The organism is Micromonospora sp. CNZ322 (assembly GCF_007827755.1).
The window spans coordinates 469,186-483,706 of the sequence record NZ_VITD01000003.1; the positions used below are offsets into that span (position 1 = coordinate 469,186).

18 protein-coding genes are annotated in these 14,521 nt (G+C 71.5%); 13 read left to right on the forward strand and 5 right to left on the reverse strand.

Annotated elements, in window-relative coordinates:
* Nucleotides 1-49: 49 nt before the first annotated feature.
* The 3 genes from FB453_RS10765 to FB453_RS10775 are packed head-to-tail and all read left to right on the forward strand — an operon-like array spanning nucleotide 50 to nucleotide 1,322.
* Nucleotides 50-388 carry a DUF6158 family protein gene (locus tag FB453_RS10765; RefSeq protein WP_373861061.1) on the forward strand — a complete coding sequence of 113 codons (339 nt, stop codon included), beginning with the start codon at nucleotides 50-52 and terminating at the stop codon, nucleotides 386-388.
* Nucleotides 388-726, forward strand: a complete 339-nt coding sequence (locus FB453_RS10770) for an SRPBCC family protein (RefSeq protein ID WP_145789537.1) — start codon at nucleotides 388-390, stop codon at nucleotides 724-726. Before FB453_RS10765 ends, FB453_RS10770 begins: the two co-directional genes overlap by 1 nt.
* A 53-nt stretch (nucleotides 727-779) precedes the next feature.
* Nucleotides 780-1,322 carry a DUF1360 domain-containing protein gene (locus FB453_RS10775; RefSeq protein ID WP_112584089.1) on the forward strand — a complete coding sequence of 181 codons (543 nt, stop codon included), beginning with the start codon at nucleotides 780-782 and terminating at the stop codon, nucleotides 1,320-1,322.
* A gap of 55 nt (nucleotides 1,323-1,377) precedes the next feature.
* Here the strand turns inward: FB453_RS10775 and FB453_RS10780 are convergent, their stop codons facing one another.
* From FB453_RS10780 to FB453_RS10790, 3 genes are all read right to left on the reverse strand, one after another.
* Nucleotides 1,378-1,572, reverse strand: coding sequence for a hypothetical protein (locus FB453_RS10780; RefSeq protein ID WP_091405645.1), 195 nt, complete (start codon nucleotides 1,570-1,572; stop codon nucleotides 1,378-1,380).
* A 49-nt stretch (nucleotides 1,573-1,621) separates the two neighbouring features.
* On the reverse strand, nucleotides 1,622-1,855 hold the full coding sequence (locus FB453_RS10785) for a hypothetical protein (protein ID WP_238410902.1): 234 nt from the start codon (nucleotides 1,853-1,855) through the stop codon (nucleotides 1,622-1,624).
* Between the two features lie 283 nt (nucleotides 1,856-2,138).
* Complete coding sequence (locus FB453_RS10790) at nucleotides 2,139-3,233, reverse strand: 3-deoxy-7-phosphoheptulonate synthase (protein ID WP_091405633.1); 1,095 nt, start codon at nucleotides 3,231-3,233, stop codon at nucleotides 2,139-2,141.
* A 273-nt stretch (nucleotides 3,234-3,506) separates the two neighbouring features.
* Here FB453_RS10790 and FB453_RS10795 point away from each other — a divergent pair, with 273 nt between their 5' ends.
* Nucleotides 3,507-3,725, forward strand: a complete 219-nt coding sequence (locus FB453_RS10795) for a hypothetical protein (protein WP_091405628.1) — start codon at nucleotides 3,507-3,509, stop codon at nucleotides 3,723-3,725.
* Here the strand turns inward: FB453_RS10795 and FB453_RS10800 are convergent.
* Nucleotides 3,692-4,441: a phosphodiesterase gene (locus FB453_RS10800; RefSeq protein WP_145789539.1), complete on the reverse strand. Its 750-nt coding sequence runs from the start codon at nucleotides 4,439-4,441 to the stop codon at nucleotides 3,692-3,694. The two genes, FB453_RS10795 and FB453_RS10800, sit on opposite strands and share 34 nt — an antisense overlap.
* 102 nt (nucleotides 4,442-4,543) lie before the next feature.
* On the opposite strand from FB453_RS10800, the gene FB453_RS10805 reads away from it, so the two are divergent.
* The 4 genes from FB453_RS10805 to FB453_RS10820 all read left to right on the forward strand — a co-directional run bounded on the left by FB453_RS10805 (nucleotide 4,544) and on the right by FB453_RS10820 (nucleotide 8,965).
* Nucleotides 4,544-5,833, forward strand: coding sequence for a M16 family metallopeptidase (locus FB453_RS10805; RefSeq protein ID WP_145789542.1), 1,290 nt, complete (start codon nucleotides 4,544-4,546; stop codon nucleotides 5,831-5,833).
* Nucleotides 5,830-7,167 carry a M16 family metallopeptidase gene (locus FB453_RS10810; RefSeq protein ID WP_112584094.1) on the forward strand — a complete coding sequence of 446 codons (1,338 nt, stop codon included), beginning with the start codon at nucleotides 5,830-5,832 and terminating at the stop codon, nucleotides 7,165-7,167. The genes FB453_RS10805 and FB453_RS10810 overlap by 4 nt, the downstream gene beginning before the upstream one ends.
* Before the next feature lie 176 nt (nucleotides 7,168-7,343).
* On the forward strand, nucleotides 7,344-8,369 hold the full coding sequence (locus FB453_RS10815) for an aspartate-semialdehyde dehydrogenase (RefSeq protein WP_112726432.1): 1,026 nt from the start codon (nucleotides 7,344-7,346) through the stop codon (nucleotides 8,367-8,369).
* 155 nt (nucleotides 8,370-8,524) lie between these two features.
* The gene (locus tag FB453_RS10820) at nucleotides 8,525-8,965 is read left to right on the forward strand and encodes a PPOX class F420-dependent oxidoreductase (protein WP_145789687.1); all 441 of its coding nucleotides are present in this window, start codon (nucleotides 8,525-8,527) and stop codon (nucleotides 8,963-8,965) included.
* A gap of 15 nt (nucleotides 8,966-8,980) precedes the next feature.
* Here the strand turns inward: FB453_RS10820 and FB453_RS10825 are convergent, their stop codons facing one another.
* Nucleotides 8,981-9,562, reverse strand: coding sequence for a nucleotidyltransferase family protein (locus tag FB453_RS10825; protein WP_145789544.1), 582 nt, complete (start codon nucleotides 9,560-9,562; stop codon nucleotides 8,981-8,983).
* Between the two features lie 114 nt (nucleotides 9,563-9,676).
* On the opposite strand from FB453_RS10825, the gene FB453_RS10830 reads away from it, so the two are divergent.
* The 5 genes from FB453_RS10830 (at nucleotide 9,677) to FB453_RS10850 (ending at nucleotide 14,426) form a co-directional block, all read left to right on the forward strand.
* Nucleotides 9,677-10,360 carry a TMEM175 family protein gene (locus FB453_RS10830; protein ID WP_145789547.1) on the forward strand — a complete coding sequence of 228 codons (684 nt, stop codon included), beginning with the start codon at nucleotides 9,677-9,679 and terminating at the stop codon, nucleotides 10,358-10,360.
* Nucleotides 10,361-10,433: 73 nt separating this feature from the next.
* Nucleotides 10,434-10,850 carry a CBS domain-containing protein gene (locus tag FB453_RS10835; RefSeq protein ID WP_091405600.1) on the forward strand — a complete coding sequence of 139 codons (417 nt, stop codon included), beginning with the start codon at nucleotides 10,434-10,436 and terminating at the stop codon, nucleotides 10,848-10,850.
* Between the two features lie 296 nt (nucleotides 10,851-11,146).
* Complete coding sequence (locus tag FB453_RS10840) at nucleotides 11,147-11,518, forward strand: SCP2 sterol-binding domain-containing protein (protein WP_145789549.1); 372 nt, start codon at nucleotides 11,147-11,149, stop codon at nucleotides 11,516-11,518.
* Entirely contained in the window at nucleotides 11,518-13,578 is a 2,061-nt protein-coding gene (locus FB453_RS10845; RefSeq protein WP_145789551.1) for a glycogen debranching N-terminal domain-containing protein, read from the forward strand. Before FB453_RS10840 ends, FB453_RS10845 begins: the two co-directional genes overlap by 1 nt.
* 95 nt (nucleotides 13,579-13,673) lie before the next feature.
* On the forward strand, nucleotides 13,674-14,426 hold the full coding sequence (locus FB453_RS10850; protein ID WP_112584101.1) for a lysophospholipid acyltransferase family protein: 753 nt from the start codon (nucleotides 13,674-13,676) through the stop codon (nucleotides 14,424-14,426).
* Nucleotides 14,427-14,521 lie beyond the last annotated feature (95 nt).

Below are 14,521 nucleotides of genomic sequence, written 5' to 3' on the forward strand. Positions count from 1 at the left end.
CGCCTGGGCAATCGTCTAGACGCCAGCCCAAACGAGATCAAGGGGGGCGATCATGACCGGATCGGTACGTGAGGACGGCTTCGCGTCCAACGGCAGTGCGGATATGAGCCCGGAGCAGCGGGTGCCCGAGTGGGGCGGCGATCAGCTCGCCGACCCGGCCGGTGCTCCCGGCCTCGACGGCGACCTCGGCATCGACCCGACGGAGCTGACCGACGAGGACCTGATCCGCGAGATGCACAGCCTGCACCGAACCCGCCTGGACACCCTGCGGCACGCGGCAGACTCCGCACTCGCGAACCACCTGCGGCGCACCGCGGAGCTGGAGACCGAGTACCTGGCCCGGCACCCGGGTCGCGAGGTCGATCCCAGCCGTCTGCGGGACGCCTGATGCCGGCGCGCGCCGTGCGCGGCATGTCCGCGCCACCCGAGGTGGTCTTCAGCACGGCCACCGACCCCGACCGCGCCTCGGCCTGGCTGCCCGAGCCGCTGCGCGGCGACGGCAGCCCCGCCGCGGAGATCAGCGGTGAGGAGCTGCGCGCCCGCTGGGGCGACGGCGACACCGACGACTGGTCCGCCGAGATCCGGGTGGAGCCGGCAGATTCCGGTGGCGCCCGGATTCAGCTCGACCTGGCCGACGGGTCCGGCGGGCCCGGTCCGGACGAGCTGGCCGACGAAGCGCTCACCAACCTGGTACGCGAGGTCGCCGACAACCTCCAGGCCGGCTGAGCCGGCCGCGCGGGACGCCGTTCCCGCACCACCACGACACGTGAGGAGATCGGGTGAGCGACACTGGCCTGCGACAGAAGGCGGCCCGGCTGCGCCGGGCGTACGCGCCGCACGAGCACCGGCCGCTCGGTGGCTACCTGGTGGCGATGGGCGCCTACGCCGGGGTGACCGGAGCTCTCGCCGGCCTGGTCAAGGCGACCGGCCGACCGGTGCCGGAGCGTCCCGCGCCGTCCGACGTGGTGCTGCTCTCCATCGCCACGCACAAGCTGAGCCGGTTGCTGTCCAAGGACGCGGTGACCAGCCCGTTGCGGGCGCCGTTCACCCGATACGACCATCCGATCGGCAGCGGCGAGGTGATGGAGCAGGTCCGCGACTCGGGCAGCCCCACCCGGCACGCCATCGGCGAGCTGCTGAGCTGCCCGTTCTGCCTGGCGGTCTGGGTGGCCACCGGGCTGACCGGTGGCCTGGTGCTCGCGCCCCGGCTCACCCGCCTGGTGGCCACCGCGCTGACGGCGGTCGCCGCGTCCGACTTCCTCCAGATGGCGTACGCGACGGCGCAGCAGGCCGCCGAGGGTGGGCACCAGGACGACGACTGACGAGCAGGACGCGAAAGGGGGGCCGGTAGACACCGGCCCCCCTTTCGCGTACGCCTCAACGTTGCATGCCGGACCAACCGTGCGGCGACTCCGGCTCCCGTTCGTCCTCGTCCGCCCCGGTGATGATGTCCCGGTCCACCGCCGTGCGGTCGTGCTCGTTGGCGAAGTCCGGCTCGGGAGTGGTGTCCCTGCCCTTCGGGGGCTGACCCAGCGCCGGCACCTTCTCGTCGTGGTCCTCGTGGTGCGTCATGTCGGTGTCCCTCCTGCGGTCATTCACGCGATGGTGCCGCCCAGGTCGCTCAGCCGATGGAACCGCCCAGCAGGTCGCTGGCCTCGTCCACCGCGTACTCGCCCTCGGGAAGCGCGTCGATGCGGGCGAGCAGGTCCGGTGGAAGCTCGGCGGCCACCGCCCGGCGATAGATCTCCGCCTGGGTGACCCGCTCCTGCGCCCGGAAGATGTCGTCGAGCAGGTCGTCGAGGGCCTGGGTGTCCGGCTCGTCGGCCACGGATGCGTCGTCGGTCACGTCGATCAGCTACCCGGGGCGGAATCGGTCAAACGTCACCCCGGGCGGCCTGCACTCTCGGTCGGGTCCGTGGGGTTCGCCGAATACAGACAGCGCCGCCCCCGGCCTTGTGGGCCGGGGGCGGCGCTGGTGTCGGTGTGCAGGTCGCCTCTCGGCGAGTGGCACTACGCGGCTCCAGCCGGACGGTATTCCGCGAAGGCTATTTAGGTGAGGCCCGGGGACACTGGACACACCGACACCCCAGTCAACGAGCCGACCCCCGCTCGTGTTCCGCAGGTCGTGGTGTCGGCGGTCACACCGTCGTCGGCAGGGTGGCCCGACGGGCCCGCACGGCCGAGGCGAGGTGGTCGAGCACCTCGGCGGTGTCGTCCCAGCCCAGGCAGGCGTCGGTGACCGACCGGCCGTACTCCAGCTCCCGGGTCGGGTCGAGCTCCTGCCGACCGGGCAGCAGGAACGACTCCAGCATCACGCCGGTGATCCCCCGCTGGCCGGCGGCCAGTTGGGCGGCCACGTCCGCGGCGACCAGCGGCTGGTTGCGGTGGTCCTTGCCGCTGTTGGCGTGACTGGCGTCGATCACCAGCCGCTCCGGCAGGTCGGCGGCGCGGAGCAGGTCGAGTGCCCCGGCGACCGACTCGGCGTCGTAGTTCGGTCGGCCGCCCCCACCGCGCAACACCAGGTGCCCGTCGGTGTTGCCCCGGGTGTGCATGATCGCCGGAGTTCCGGAGAAGTCGATGCCGGGGAAGACGTGCGGCACACCGGCGGCGCGGATCGCGTCCACGGCCGTGCCGATGCTGCCGTCCGGGCGGTTCTTCATGCCGATCGGCATGGACAGGCCGGAGGCGAGCTGGCGGTGCACCTGGCTCTCCACGGTGCGGGCACCGATCGCGCCCCAGGCCACCGTGTCCGCGATGTACTGCGGGGTGATCGGGTCGAGGAACTCGCAACCCACCGGCAGACCGAGGCGGAGCACGTCGAGCAGCAGCGCCCGGGCCAGCCGCAGACCGGTGTTGACGTCCCCGCTGCCGTCCAGGCCGGGGTCGTTGATCAGGCCCTTCCAACCGACGGTGGAGCGCGGCTTCTCGAAGTAGACCCGCATGACGATCAGCAGGTCGTCGGCGAGCCGGTCGGCTGCCGTTCGAAGACGCTGCGCGTAGTCCAGGGCGGCGGCCGGGTCATGCACCGAGCAGGGACCGACCACCACCAGCAGGCGGTCGTCCTCGCGGTCCAGCACGCGACCGACCGCGCGGCGGCCGGTCAACACGGCCGACGCGAGCGGAGCGTCCAGGGGTAACTCGTGGTGCAGCAGGGCGGGCGTGGTCAGCGGCACGACACGGTCGATCCGCTGATCACTGACCCGATCGGTCTCCGGGGTCGTCACGGTGGGCATCCTTCCGCCGACCGTGCCCGGGGCCGGTGCCCGGGACGAGCCGGCTGCTCGTACGCAAAAGGGCAGGAACGACAGCTCCTGCCCAGCCGGCTCGGTCCGTGGTGACGTCAGTTCATGGTGAAGTCACCGGCGTGCGAGCCGGCTGCCTAAACCATCGATAGGAACGCGTCACCGGGCCAGCGTACCCGACCGGACGCGGTCACCCGTCCTGTCGTCCCAAGATGCGGAGCGGAGTTCGCGTGCCGGGGGCGCGGTCGGGGTAACAGGGGTGCCATGACACACGAGCAGAGCGATCAGGAGCGGGTGGAGTCCCGCGCGCACCACCTCCTGCCCGAGGAGGAGGCGGTGGGCAGCGACGACCCGGAGGCGCAGGCGGAGGCCATCCTCGCCGATTCGGACATCCGCGAAGCGGACCAGAACGCCGCACCGGACACGGTGCTGGAGCGTCGTACCTCGGATCAGACAGTGGTGGCGGTCGAACCGCCGGACTGAGCGGTCGCTCCGCGGGCCCGGCGCGACCCCCGGTAGGTCTGGTCCCGCAGCCAGGCCAGCGGACCTGCCACCCGCAGTTCGGGTGGCAGGTTGCGCACCGGGTCGAACGCGAGCGCCGCGTCCTCCGCGGCGCTGAGCTGGGCGCCGAGGCTGACCTGCCCGACCAGCCGCCACGGCCCCACCGCCGACGCGACCGCGAGCACCAGGCGCGGGGTGTCCATCCGGGTCGCGGCGGCCGCCGTGGCCAGGCTGCGACCGAGGTCGGCCGAGTCGGGGTCGGCCAGGGCGGCCAGCCAGAGGCGGCGCCGACCCGCGCGGTAGTACGTGATCGTGCTGTACGTGCCGGTGAAGCGACGTCGGGGCAGCGGCAGGTTCCGCAGCACCGGGGCCGCGCCGCTGGAGCTGACCAGCAGGTCGAACGGCCGGCCGCCGTCGCGGTGCAGGCGCAGCGCGAGACCCAGGACATCGGGCCAACTGCCGGGCGTGGGCGTCCCCTTGGAGAGCCGGATGGTGGTCCGGTACCGGCCGGGGTGGTCCAGCAGAGCGACCCCGGTGGGCGGTCCGGGCGTACCCCAGATCACCGTCTCGCCGACGAACGAGCGACCGGCCGGATGCAGCAACCGGCCGCGGCGCAGCCGGCCGAGTGCGGTGCTGGCGCGTACGACGGCGGTGGCGGCCCGGCCGGTGGACCGGGACGGAGGTGGGGTGACGGTCATTGCTCTCCGGTACCCCACGCGGCGGCTCCGATGCCGCCCGGGTCGGCTCGCCGACCGACAGCACGTCACCTTTCCGCCTCCGAGATCGGATAGCGTCGGGGCATGCCCGACAGCGGTTACCCCTGGCCCATTCAGACGTCCCGACTGGACAACGGCCTGCGCGTGGTGGTGAGTGAGGATCGCACCGCGCCCGCCGTGGCCGTCAACCTCTGGTACGACGTCGGCTCCCGGCACGAGCCGGCCGGGCAGACCGGTTTCGCCCACCTCTTCGAGCACCTGATGTTCGAGGGCTCGGTGAACGTGGCGAAGACCGAGCACATGAAGCTGATCCAGGGCTCCGGCGGCTCGCTCAACGCCACCACCAACCCGGACCGGACCAACTACTTCGAGACGGTCCCGGCCGAGCACCTGGAGCTGGCGCTCTGGTTGGAGGCCGACCGGATGGGTGGCCTGGTCCCCGCCCTCACGCAGGAGACGCTGGACAACCAGCGGGACGTGGTGAAGAACGAGCGCCGGCAGCGCTACGAGAACGTGCCGTACGGCGACGCCTGGCTGCGGTTGCTGCCGCTGCTCTACCCGCCGGGGCACCCCTACCACCACGCGACGATCGGCTCGATGGCCGACCTGAACGCCGCCGACCTGGCCACCTTCCAGGCGTTCCACCAGACCTACTACGCGCCGAACAACGCGGTGCTCACCGTCGTCGGCGACGCCACCGCCTCCGACGTGTTCGCGCTCGCCGACAAGTACTTCGGCGCGCTGCCCGCCCGCGACGACATCCCGCCGGCACCGGACGGCCGCAGCGTCCCCGCCACCGGGCAGACGGCCGTCGAGTCGGTGAGCGCCGACGTGCCCGCGCCACGGGTCTACATCGCCCACCGCAGCTACCCGTTCGGCAGCCCGGGATACAACGTGATCACCGTGCTCGCCACCATCCTGGGCAGCGGCCGGGGCAGCCGGCTCTACCAGCGCCTCGCCGACGGTGAGCGGATCGCGCAACCGGACCTGGTCGGGGCGTACGGGGTGGACCTCGCCCACGCCCCGGCACCGCTGATCGCCACCGCCACCGCCCGCCCCGGCGTGAGCGCCGAGCGGTTGGCCGAGGGGCTGGCCGAGGTCGTCGACGAGCTGGCCACCGTGCCGGTCACCGCCGTCGAGCTGGATCGGGCCAAGGCGTTGCTCAGCACCGGGTGGTGGCGTCAGCTGTCCACCGTCGACGGCCGCGCGGACCTGCTCGGCCGGTACACCACGCAGTTCGGTGACCCGGCCCGCATCGCCGAGCAGTTGCCGGCCCTGCTCGCGGTCACCGCCGAGCAGATCGCCGAGGCAGCCGCCGACGTGCTCGCCACCGACCGGGTGACCCTGACCTACCTGCCCGAGGAGACCTCATGACGCTGATCGCCGACCGTCCCGGCCCGGGTGCCGCCCGCCCGTACCGGTTCCCGCCGGTGGTCCGCCGCGCCGCGGCCGGTGGTCAGGTCGTCGCCGCGCACCTGCCGGGGCAGAACCTCGCCGTGGCCCTGCTGCTGCTCGACGTGGGCGCGGGCCAGGAGCCGGTCGGCAAGGAGGGTCTGTCCGGCGTGCTGGCCAAGGCGTTGGAGGAGGGGACCGCGCAGCGGGACGCCGCCGCGTACGCGCTCGCCGTCGAAGGGCTCGGCACCGCTCTGTCGACCGGTCTGGACTGGGACTCGTTCCAGGCCAGCGTGGTGATCCCGGTGGACCGGCTGAGCGCGGCCGTGGAACTGCTCGCCGAGGCGGTCCGGACGCCCAGGCTCGACCCCGCCGACGTACGCCGGGTCCGCGACGACGAGGCGACCGCGCTCCGGATGGACTGGGCCAACCCCGGCCCGCGGGCCGACGCCGCGTTGCGCGCCGACCTGTTCGGCGCGCAGAACCGCTGGGGACGGCCGATGCACGGCGACCCGGAGTCGGTCGCCGGGTTGGACGTGGAGGACGTGACGGTCTTCCACTCGGAGTGGTTCCTGCGCCCCGGCACCCTGATCGTCGCCGGTGACCTGGACCGGATCGACCTGGACGCGCTGGCCGCCGCGGCGTTCGCCGGCACCGGTGGTGGCCCCGCCGAGCGGGGTGGCCCCATCGAGGTGCCGCTGCACAGCGGTCGCCGGATCATCCTGGTGGACCGGCCCGGTTCGGTGCAGTCCACGCTGAGGCTGGGCCACCCGTCGCCACACCGGGCGCACCCCGATTACGTGCCGATGACGCTCGCCGGCACGGTGCTCGGCGGGGCGTTCACCTCCCGACTCAACCACCTGCTGCGGGAGGTGCACGGCTACACCTACGGCATCCGGGGCGATTTCGCCGCGTCGCGGCGGTTCGGTCGTTTCGCGGTCAGTTCCGGCGTGCAGACGGCGGTCACCGCGCCGGCCCTGGTCGAGGCGGTGGGCGAGATCACCCGTACCCAGGCCACCGGGGTGACCGAGGAGGAGCTGGAGGTGGCCCGCTCCTGGCGGGCCGGGCAGCTCTCGGTCGAGTTGCAGAGCCCTCGGGCGATCGCCTCCGCGCTGACCACCCTGGTGGTGCACGACCTGCCGGACGACTACCACGCGCGGTTGCGCGAGTCGCTGCTCTCCGCCGACGTGGACCAGGTCTCCGCGGCGGCAGCCACCCACCTGCACCCGGAAGCCCTGACCCTGGTCATCGAGGGCGACGCCGCAGTGATCCGCGACGACCTGGAGGCCACCGCCCTGGGAGATCTCCTCCCCTAACCCGCGCCGTTGATCATGAAGTTGTTGTCACTCGCCACGGCGTGTCCCGGCAATAACTTCATGATCGACGGGAGGGGGGTCGGGGGAGTCGGGGTCGGGGGGTGCAGTGTGAGGTGGGACCCGGGGGGTGGGAAAGGGGTCCCGGTTTCCGGGGTGGGGTCGGTAGCCTCGCGGGCATGAGGATCGGCATTGTGGGGGCCACCGGCCAGGTCGGTGGCGTGATGCGGCAGGTGCTGGCGGAGCGGGAGTTCCCAGCGGAGCAGGTGCGGTTGTTCGCCTCGGCGCGGTCCGCCGGGCGTACGCTGCCGTGGCGCGACGGTGAGGTGACAGTCGAGGACGCCGCGACCGCGGACTATTCCGAGCTGGACATCGTGCTCTTCTCGGCCGGTAAGGGCACGGCCCGGGAGTTGGCGCCACGGGTCGCCGAGGCCGGCGCCGTGGTGATCGACAACTCGTCGGCGTTCCGGATGGACCCGCAGGTGCCGCTGGTGGTCGCCGAGGTCAACCCGCACGCCGCCCTGGACCGGCCCAAGGGCATCATCGCCAACCCCAACTGCACCACGATGGCCGCGATGCCGGTGCTGCGTCCGCTGCACGCCGAAGCCGGCCTGGTCGGCCTGGTCGTATCCACCTACCAGGCGGTTTCCGGCGCCGGGCTGGCCGGCGTCGCCGAGCTGGACGAGCAGGTCCGCAAGGTGGCCGAGCACGCCGCCGGGCTGGCCTTCGACGGGTCGGCCGTGGAGTTCCCCGCGCCCCGCTCGTTCACCCAGCCGATCGCCTTCAACGTCCTCCCGCTGGCCGGTTCAATCGTCGACGACGGCTCGTTCGAGACCGACGAGGAGCAGAAGCTCCGCAACGAGAGCCGCAAGATCCTGGAGATCCCCGACTTGAAGGTCTCCGGCACCTGTGTCCGGGTGCCGGTCTTCACCGGGCACTCGCTCCAGATCAACGCCCGGTTCGCCCGGCCGCTCACCCCGCAGCGCGCCCACGAACTGCTGGCCGACGCGCCCGGGGTCGCACTGACCGACGTCCCGACGCCGTTGCAGGCCGCCGGCCAGGACCCGACCTACGTGGGTCGAATCCGCGCCGACGAGACCGTCGAGTACGGGCTGGCGCTGTTCTGCTCCAACGACAACCTGCGCAAGGGCGCCGCGCTCAACGCGGTGCAACTCGCCGAGTTGGTCGCCGCCGAGCGCCGCTGACCGGCACTGTCGAATTCTCACCGAGCCCTCGCCGTCCGTCGGCGAGGGCTCGGTGCCGATCCGGGTGGTCGCCTGCCGTTCCGGGTGGTCGCCCGCGGCGGCCGGAAGGTCGTGCTTGGATGGGTCGGAGACGATCGTCCAACCTGGAGGACACCATGCCGGATGACCGCACCCAGCAGGCGTTGACCGATCTGGTGGCCGGCCGCTCGATGGGCGTGCTCGCCACCATCAAGCGGGACGGGCGTCCGCAGCTGTCCACGGTGCTCTACTCCTTCGACCGAAACGCGGGCCTGATCCGGGTCTCGGTCACCGACGGCCGGGCCAAGACCGCCAACCTGCGCCGCGACCCGCGTGCCAGCTTCCACGTCAGCAGCGAGGACGGCTGGGCGTACGCGGTGGTCGAGGGTCGCGCCGAACTGACCCCGCCGGCCACCCAACTCGGCGACGAGACTGTCGAGGAGTTGGTGGCGCTCTACCGGGGGCTGAGCGGCGAACACCCCGACTGGGACGAGTACCGCCAGGCCATGGTCGACGAGGGGCGGATCGTGCTACGCCTGCACGTCGAGCGGCTCTACGGGATGCCGCCCCGAGGCTGACCCGCCCACAGCCGATCAGCCCGGCTCGATCACTGTCACGCCGGGCCAACGCTGCGCCGGCCGGTGCCGTGCCAACCGCTGCCGCGACCGGGCCACGTCCACCCGGGCCGGGTTGTGCCGCCACACCCCGGCCAGCAGGTCCGTCAGGCCGTACGGGGCGCAGACCTTGAGCCGGCCGGCCGGGTCCAGTCGGACGGCCACCGCTGTCGCGTACTCCGGCCAGGTGGCGACCGCCTCGGCCACGCTTCGGTACGGCTCGATCGGGTCGCCGCCGAACTTGGCCGCGTACCAGGTGTGCACCGCCGCCTGGTTGCGCGCCTGCCACGGCGGCTGCGGCCACATCCCCGCCAGCCGGGCGGTGGCCCGGTCGTCGTCGGCGCGGGTCAGCCTCGCCGGGTCGAAGAAGACCACGTCCACGTCGCGGACCCGCGCCGGGTCGAACCCGTCGCCGTACCGCTCGCCCCACACCAGGTCGCGCAGGGCGCCCGCGCCGATCCAGGCGTCCGGCAGCCCGGAATCACGCACCACTGTCAGCGCCCGGGTCAGCCAATCGCTGCCGGAAACCAGTTCCCGCAGCTCCTCCTCGCCCGTCATCATCCGCCCACGGTAGGCAGCGGAGCCGGCGCGCGCCGCCGGTAGGTGGGTGTGCCGCCCGTCGCCGGGTATACCGCCCTGCTTTGCCGTCGCGGGACGTCGGGGAGGGGGTGGGCGATGGGCGCCGGCACGAGAAGCGACGAGACCGGCCCCGCGGGCCCGACCCTGCGGCGGGAAACCTCCCGGCTGCTGTCGTTCAGCGACGGGGTCTTCGCCATCGTCATCACGCTGCTGGTGCTCGACCTCCAGCCGCCTCGGGTCGGCCGCGGTCAGCTTCTGCACGCGCTGGTCGAGCAGTGGCCGGCGTACCTCGCCTATGTCACGTCGTACGTGTACGTGGCGGTGGGCTGGCTGAACCACCGAGCCGCCTTCAACCGGGTGGAGAACAGCGGAAAGGCCCTCCAGTGGTACAACCTCGGGGTGCTGTTCAGCACCGCGCTGCTGCCGTTCGCCACCTCGGTCGTCTCGCAGGCCATGCGGGACGGCGACCAGGCGGACCAGCGGACCGGCGTGGTCGTCTACGGTCTGGTCGGCATGCTGGTCTCGGTGAGCTGGCTGGGGCTGTACCACTACCTCGCCCGGCATCACGATCTGCTGGATCAGACGGTGCCGCTTCGGTTCTTCCCGGCGGAACGGGCCCGGGCCGCGATCGGCCTCCTGGGCTACGCGCTGGCGATCCTGGTCGGATTCCTCACCGGTCCGCTGTTCGCGCTGGTGATCTTCCTGTTGCTGCCGGCGTTCTACAGCCTGACCAGCAGCGGCCTCTACGAACTGCGACGCCTGTGGCACCCGCGTCGATAGGCCGGGGCCGTATGCGTTACCCCCTCCCTGGCGGCGGGTAGACGGGCCGTGCCGACACCGAGAGGGGAGCACCATGACAACGGTCGGAGAGTTCATGACGACCCGGTTGGTGACGATGGACGGCAACGACACGCTCATCGCCGCCGCGCAGGAGATGCGTGACAGTGCGATCGGCGATGTGGTGGTGACCGACGGCGACAGTGTGGTCGGCATCGTCACGGACCGGGACATCACGGTCCGAGGTGTCGCGGAGAACATGGACCCGGGCTCGACCCGGTTGAGCCAGATCACCACTCGTGACGTGATCACGGTGAGTCAGTACGACGATGCCGTGGCCGCCGCGGACCTGATGCGGACGTACGCCGTACGCCGACTTCCGGTGATCGACGACGGGCGCCTGATCGGCCTGGTGTCGATGGGTGACCTCGCGGTCGAGCGCGAACCGCAGTCGGTCCTGGCCGACATCAGCGCCGACGACCCGAACAACTGACCCGTCCGCCGCGGCACGCGCCGGCTCTCCCATCCGGGAGGGCCGGCGCTGTGGCGTCTCCACCCCTTCGGTGATCAAGAGCTTCGCGTCACGACACGCCGGAAGCGATGACGCAAAGCTCTTGATCACCGGCGCAGGGCGGGGCAGGGGTGGGACAGGGCGGGGTCACCCGAATTGGGCGAGGTTGACCGGGGGAGTGGCGGGGACCCGTGCGGGGACGTGCAACGCCGGCCGTCCGTGCGACGCGAGCGCGGTGGGTGGGATCCCCGGCCCGGCAACTGGGAGGAGTGGACCCGATGGTGGACGCGACCACGAGGTTCTTCGAGGACCTGGACCGGCGGGGGTACGAACCCCTGCTGGCCAAGACCTCCGGGACGCTGCGGATCGACCTGCACGAGGGGGCGCAGACCCGGCACTGGCTGCTGAGGATCGACCACGGCCGGCTGAACGTCAGTCAGGAGGACCAGGAGGCCGACACGGTGATCGGCGCGAGCCCGGTCCTCTTCGACGACATCGCCTCGGGGCGCGAGCACGGCCTGGCCGCGCTGTTGCGGGGGGACATGACGGTGTCGGGCAACGCGCGTCTCGTCGTACAGGTGGAGCGAATCTTCCCGGGTTCCCCGGACGCCCGTGGGCCGCGTCGGCGATTCGTCGGGGAGGTGCACTGATGGGGCAGAGCAACACGATCAGGATCCTGGACGGCAACACGTTCGTCGTCTGCGAGGACACCGGTGACATCGAGGCGACGCCGAGCGAGCCCACCGGACTCTTCTCCATCGACACCCGGTTCCTGTCGACCTGGGTGCTGACCGTCAACGGTGAGCGACTCAACTCGCTCTCCTACGACGACCTGCAGTACTTCGAGTCGCGATTCTTCCTGGTCCCGGGGATGGCCACGCACTACGTGGACGCGAAGCTGTCGATCATCCGGGAGCGCACGGTGGGCGGCAGCTTCTGTGAGCAGCTGACCATCCTCAACCACGACGAGAAGCCGGTCGACCTGGAAGTCCGGATGGACGCGGCGTCGGACTTCGCCGACCTGTTCCAGGTCAAGGACGAGATCCTGAACAAGAAGGGCGAGATCTACACCGAGGTGGAGTCGGACCGGCTGCGGCTCGGGTACCGGCGGGGGAACTTCCGGCGGGAGACGATCATCTCGTCGTCGATGTCGGCCCGGTACGACAACAAGGGCTTCGCGTACACCGTGCACTTGGAGCCCAACGAGCAGTGGGACGCCTCGATCGACGTCCAGACCCACGCGGTCGGGCCCGGCGGCCGGGATCTGCGGTTCGGGCTGCGCCAGCACGGCACCGAGCGGCTCGCTCTCCAGCACGACCTGGAGAAGTGGATCGCCGACGCACCCAAGGTCAACAGTGAGCATGGCCGGGTGGCCAGCACGTACCGGCGCAGTCTGATCGACCTGGCGGCGCTGCGCTTCTCGCCGCTGTCGCTGGGCGGCGCCACCCTGCCCGCCGCCGGTCTGCCCTGGTTCATGACCATGTTCGGCCGGGACAGCATCCTCACCTGCCTGCAGACACTGCCGTTCACCCCGCAGCTGTCGAAGACGACGCTGCGCATCCTGGCGTCCCTGCAGGGCAGCCGGTTCGACGACTTCCGGGACGAGGACCCGGGGCGCATCCTGCACGAGATGCGCTACGGCGAGACCGCGGCCTTCGAGGAGCAGCCACACTCGCCGTACTACGGCTCGGTCGACGCGACGCCGCTGTTCATCGTGCTGCTCGACGAGTACGAGCGGTGGAGCGGGGACGTCGCGCTGGTCAAGGAGTTGGAGCAGGAGTCCCGGGCCGCGCTGAGGTGGATCGACAACTACGCCGACCTGGTCGGCACCGGCTACATCTGGTACGAGCGACGCAACACCGACACCGGTCTGGAGAACCAGTGCTGGAAGGACTCCTGGGACTCGATCTCCTACTCCGACGGCACGCTGCCACCGTTCCCACGGGCCACCTGCGAGGTGCAGGGGTACGCGTACGACGCGAAGGTCCGCGCGGCCCGGTTGGCGCGGGAGTTCTGGGGTGACCCGGAGTTCGCCGACCAGTTGGAGCGGGAGGCGGCAGAGCTGAAGGAGCGGTTCAACCGGGACTGGTGGGTGGACGACGGCGAGTACTTCGCCCTGGCCCTGGACCCGGACGGCCGGCAGTGCGACATCCTCAGCTCCAACATCGGCCACCTGCTGTGGAGCGGGATCGTCGAACCCGAGCGGGCAGAGAAGCTCGCCGCGCACCTGGTCGGACCGCGGCTCTTCTCCGGCTGGGGGGTGCGCACCCTCGCCGAGGGGGAGGCCCGCTACAACCCCATCGGCTACCACAACGGCACGATCTGGCCGTTCGACAACTCGTTCATCGCCTGGGGCCTGCGCCGTTACGGCTTTGCAGAGGAGGCCGCGACCATCGCCAACGGCATCCTGGACGCGGCCACGTACTTCGACGGCCGGTTGCCGGAGGCTTTCGGCGGCTATCCGCGGGAGCTGACCAAGTTCCCGGTGGAGTATCCGACGGCGTGCAGTCCGCAGGCCTGGTCGACCGGTACGCCGCTGTTGCTGCTGCGCACCATGCTCGGTCTGGAGCCGCACGAGGGTCACCTGGCGGTCGAGCCACGGCTGCCGGTGGGGATGGGTCGCATCGAGGTGCTGGACATCCCCGGTCGGTGGGGTCGGGTGGACGCCTTCGCCCGGGGCCGGCTGGACCTGAACAACCTCGGCGACTGACCGACGGGACCGCCGAACCGGCGGTGGCGCGCCACCCGCGTCGCCGCCGGTTCTCCACCCAGCCGATCCCCAGCCGGTCAGGGTAGATTCTGCGAATGCCGGAGCTCGTGTACCCGCCCGTTATCGCCGCCGCCAAGACGCTGTTCCGGGTCCTCGACCTGAAGATCACCATCGAGGGCGCCCACCACGTACCCCGCACGGGCGGGGCGGTGCTGGCCAGCAACCACGTCAGCTACCTCGACTTCATCTTCGCCGGTCTGGGCGCGAACGCGTCGGGCCGGCTGGTCCGCTTCATGGCCAAGGATTCGGTCTTCACGCACAAGATCTCCGGCCCGCTGATGCGCGGGATGCGGCACATTCCGGTGGACCGGCAGGCAGGCGCGGCCTCGTTCCGCGCCGCCGTGGGCGCTCTCAAGCAGGGCGAGGTCGTCGGCGTCTTCCCCGAGGCGACGATCAGCCGGTCGTTCACAGTGAAGGAGCTCAAGAGCGGCACGGTCCGGATGGCCCGCTCGGCGAAGGTGCCGGTGCTGCCGGTCGCGTTGTGGGGCACCCAGCGCCTCTGGACCAAGGGCCGCCCGCGCACTCTGACCCGTCGGCACACGCCGATCACCATCCTGATCGGCGAGCCGATCGACCCGGCGGACTTCCCGGACCCGAACGTGCTGGCCGCCGAGCTGACCACCCGCCTCAGCGCCCTCGTCGACCGGGCGCAGCGGGATTATCCGGACACCCCCGCCGGCCCGGACGACACCTGGTGGCAGCCCGCGCACCTGGGCGGCAGCGCGCCTACACCGGAGGAGGCCGCCGCTCTGGACGCTGCCGCCGAGCACCGCGCCCCCAGCGCCTGACGCCAAGGGCCTCGACACGCCTAGTTGGCCGGATCGTTCCGCACCCGGACAGAATGGTGTCTGCCGGCGCGAACGCCGTCCCACCAGGATCGACG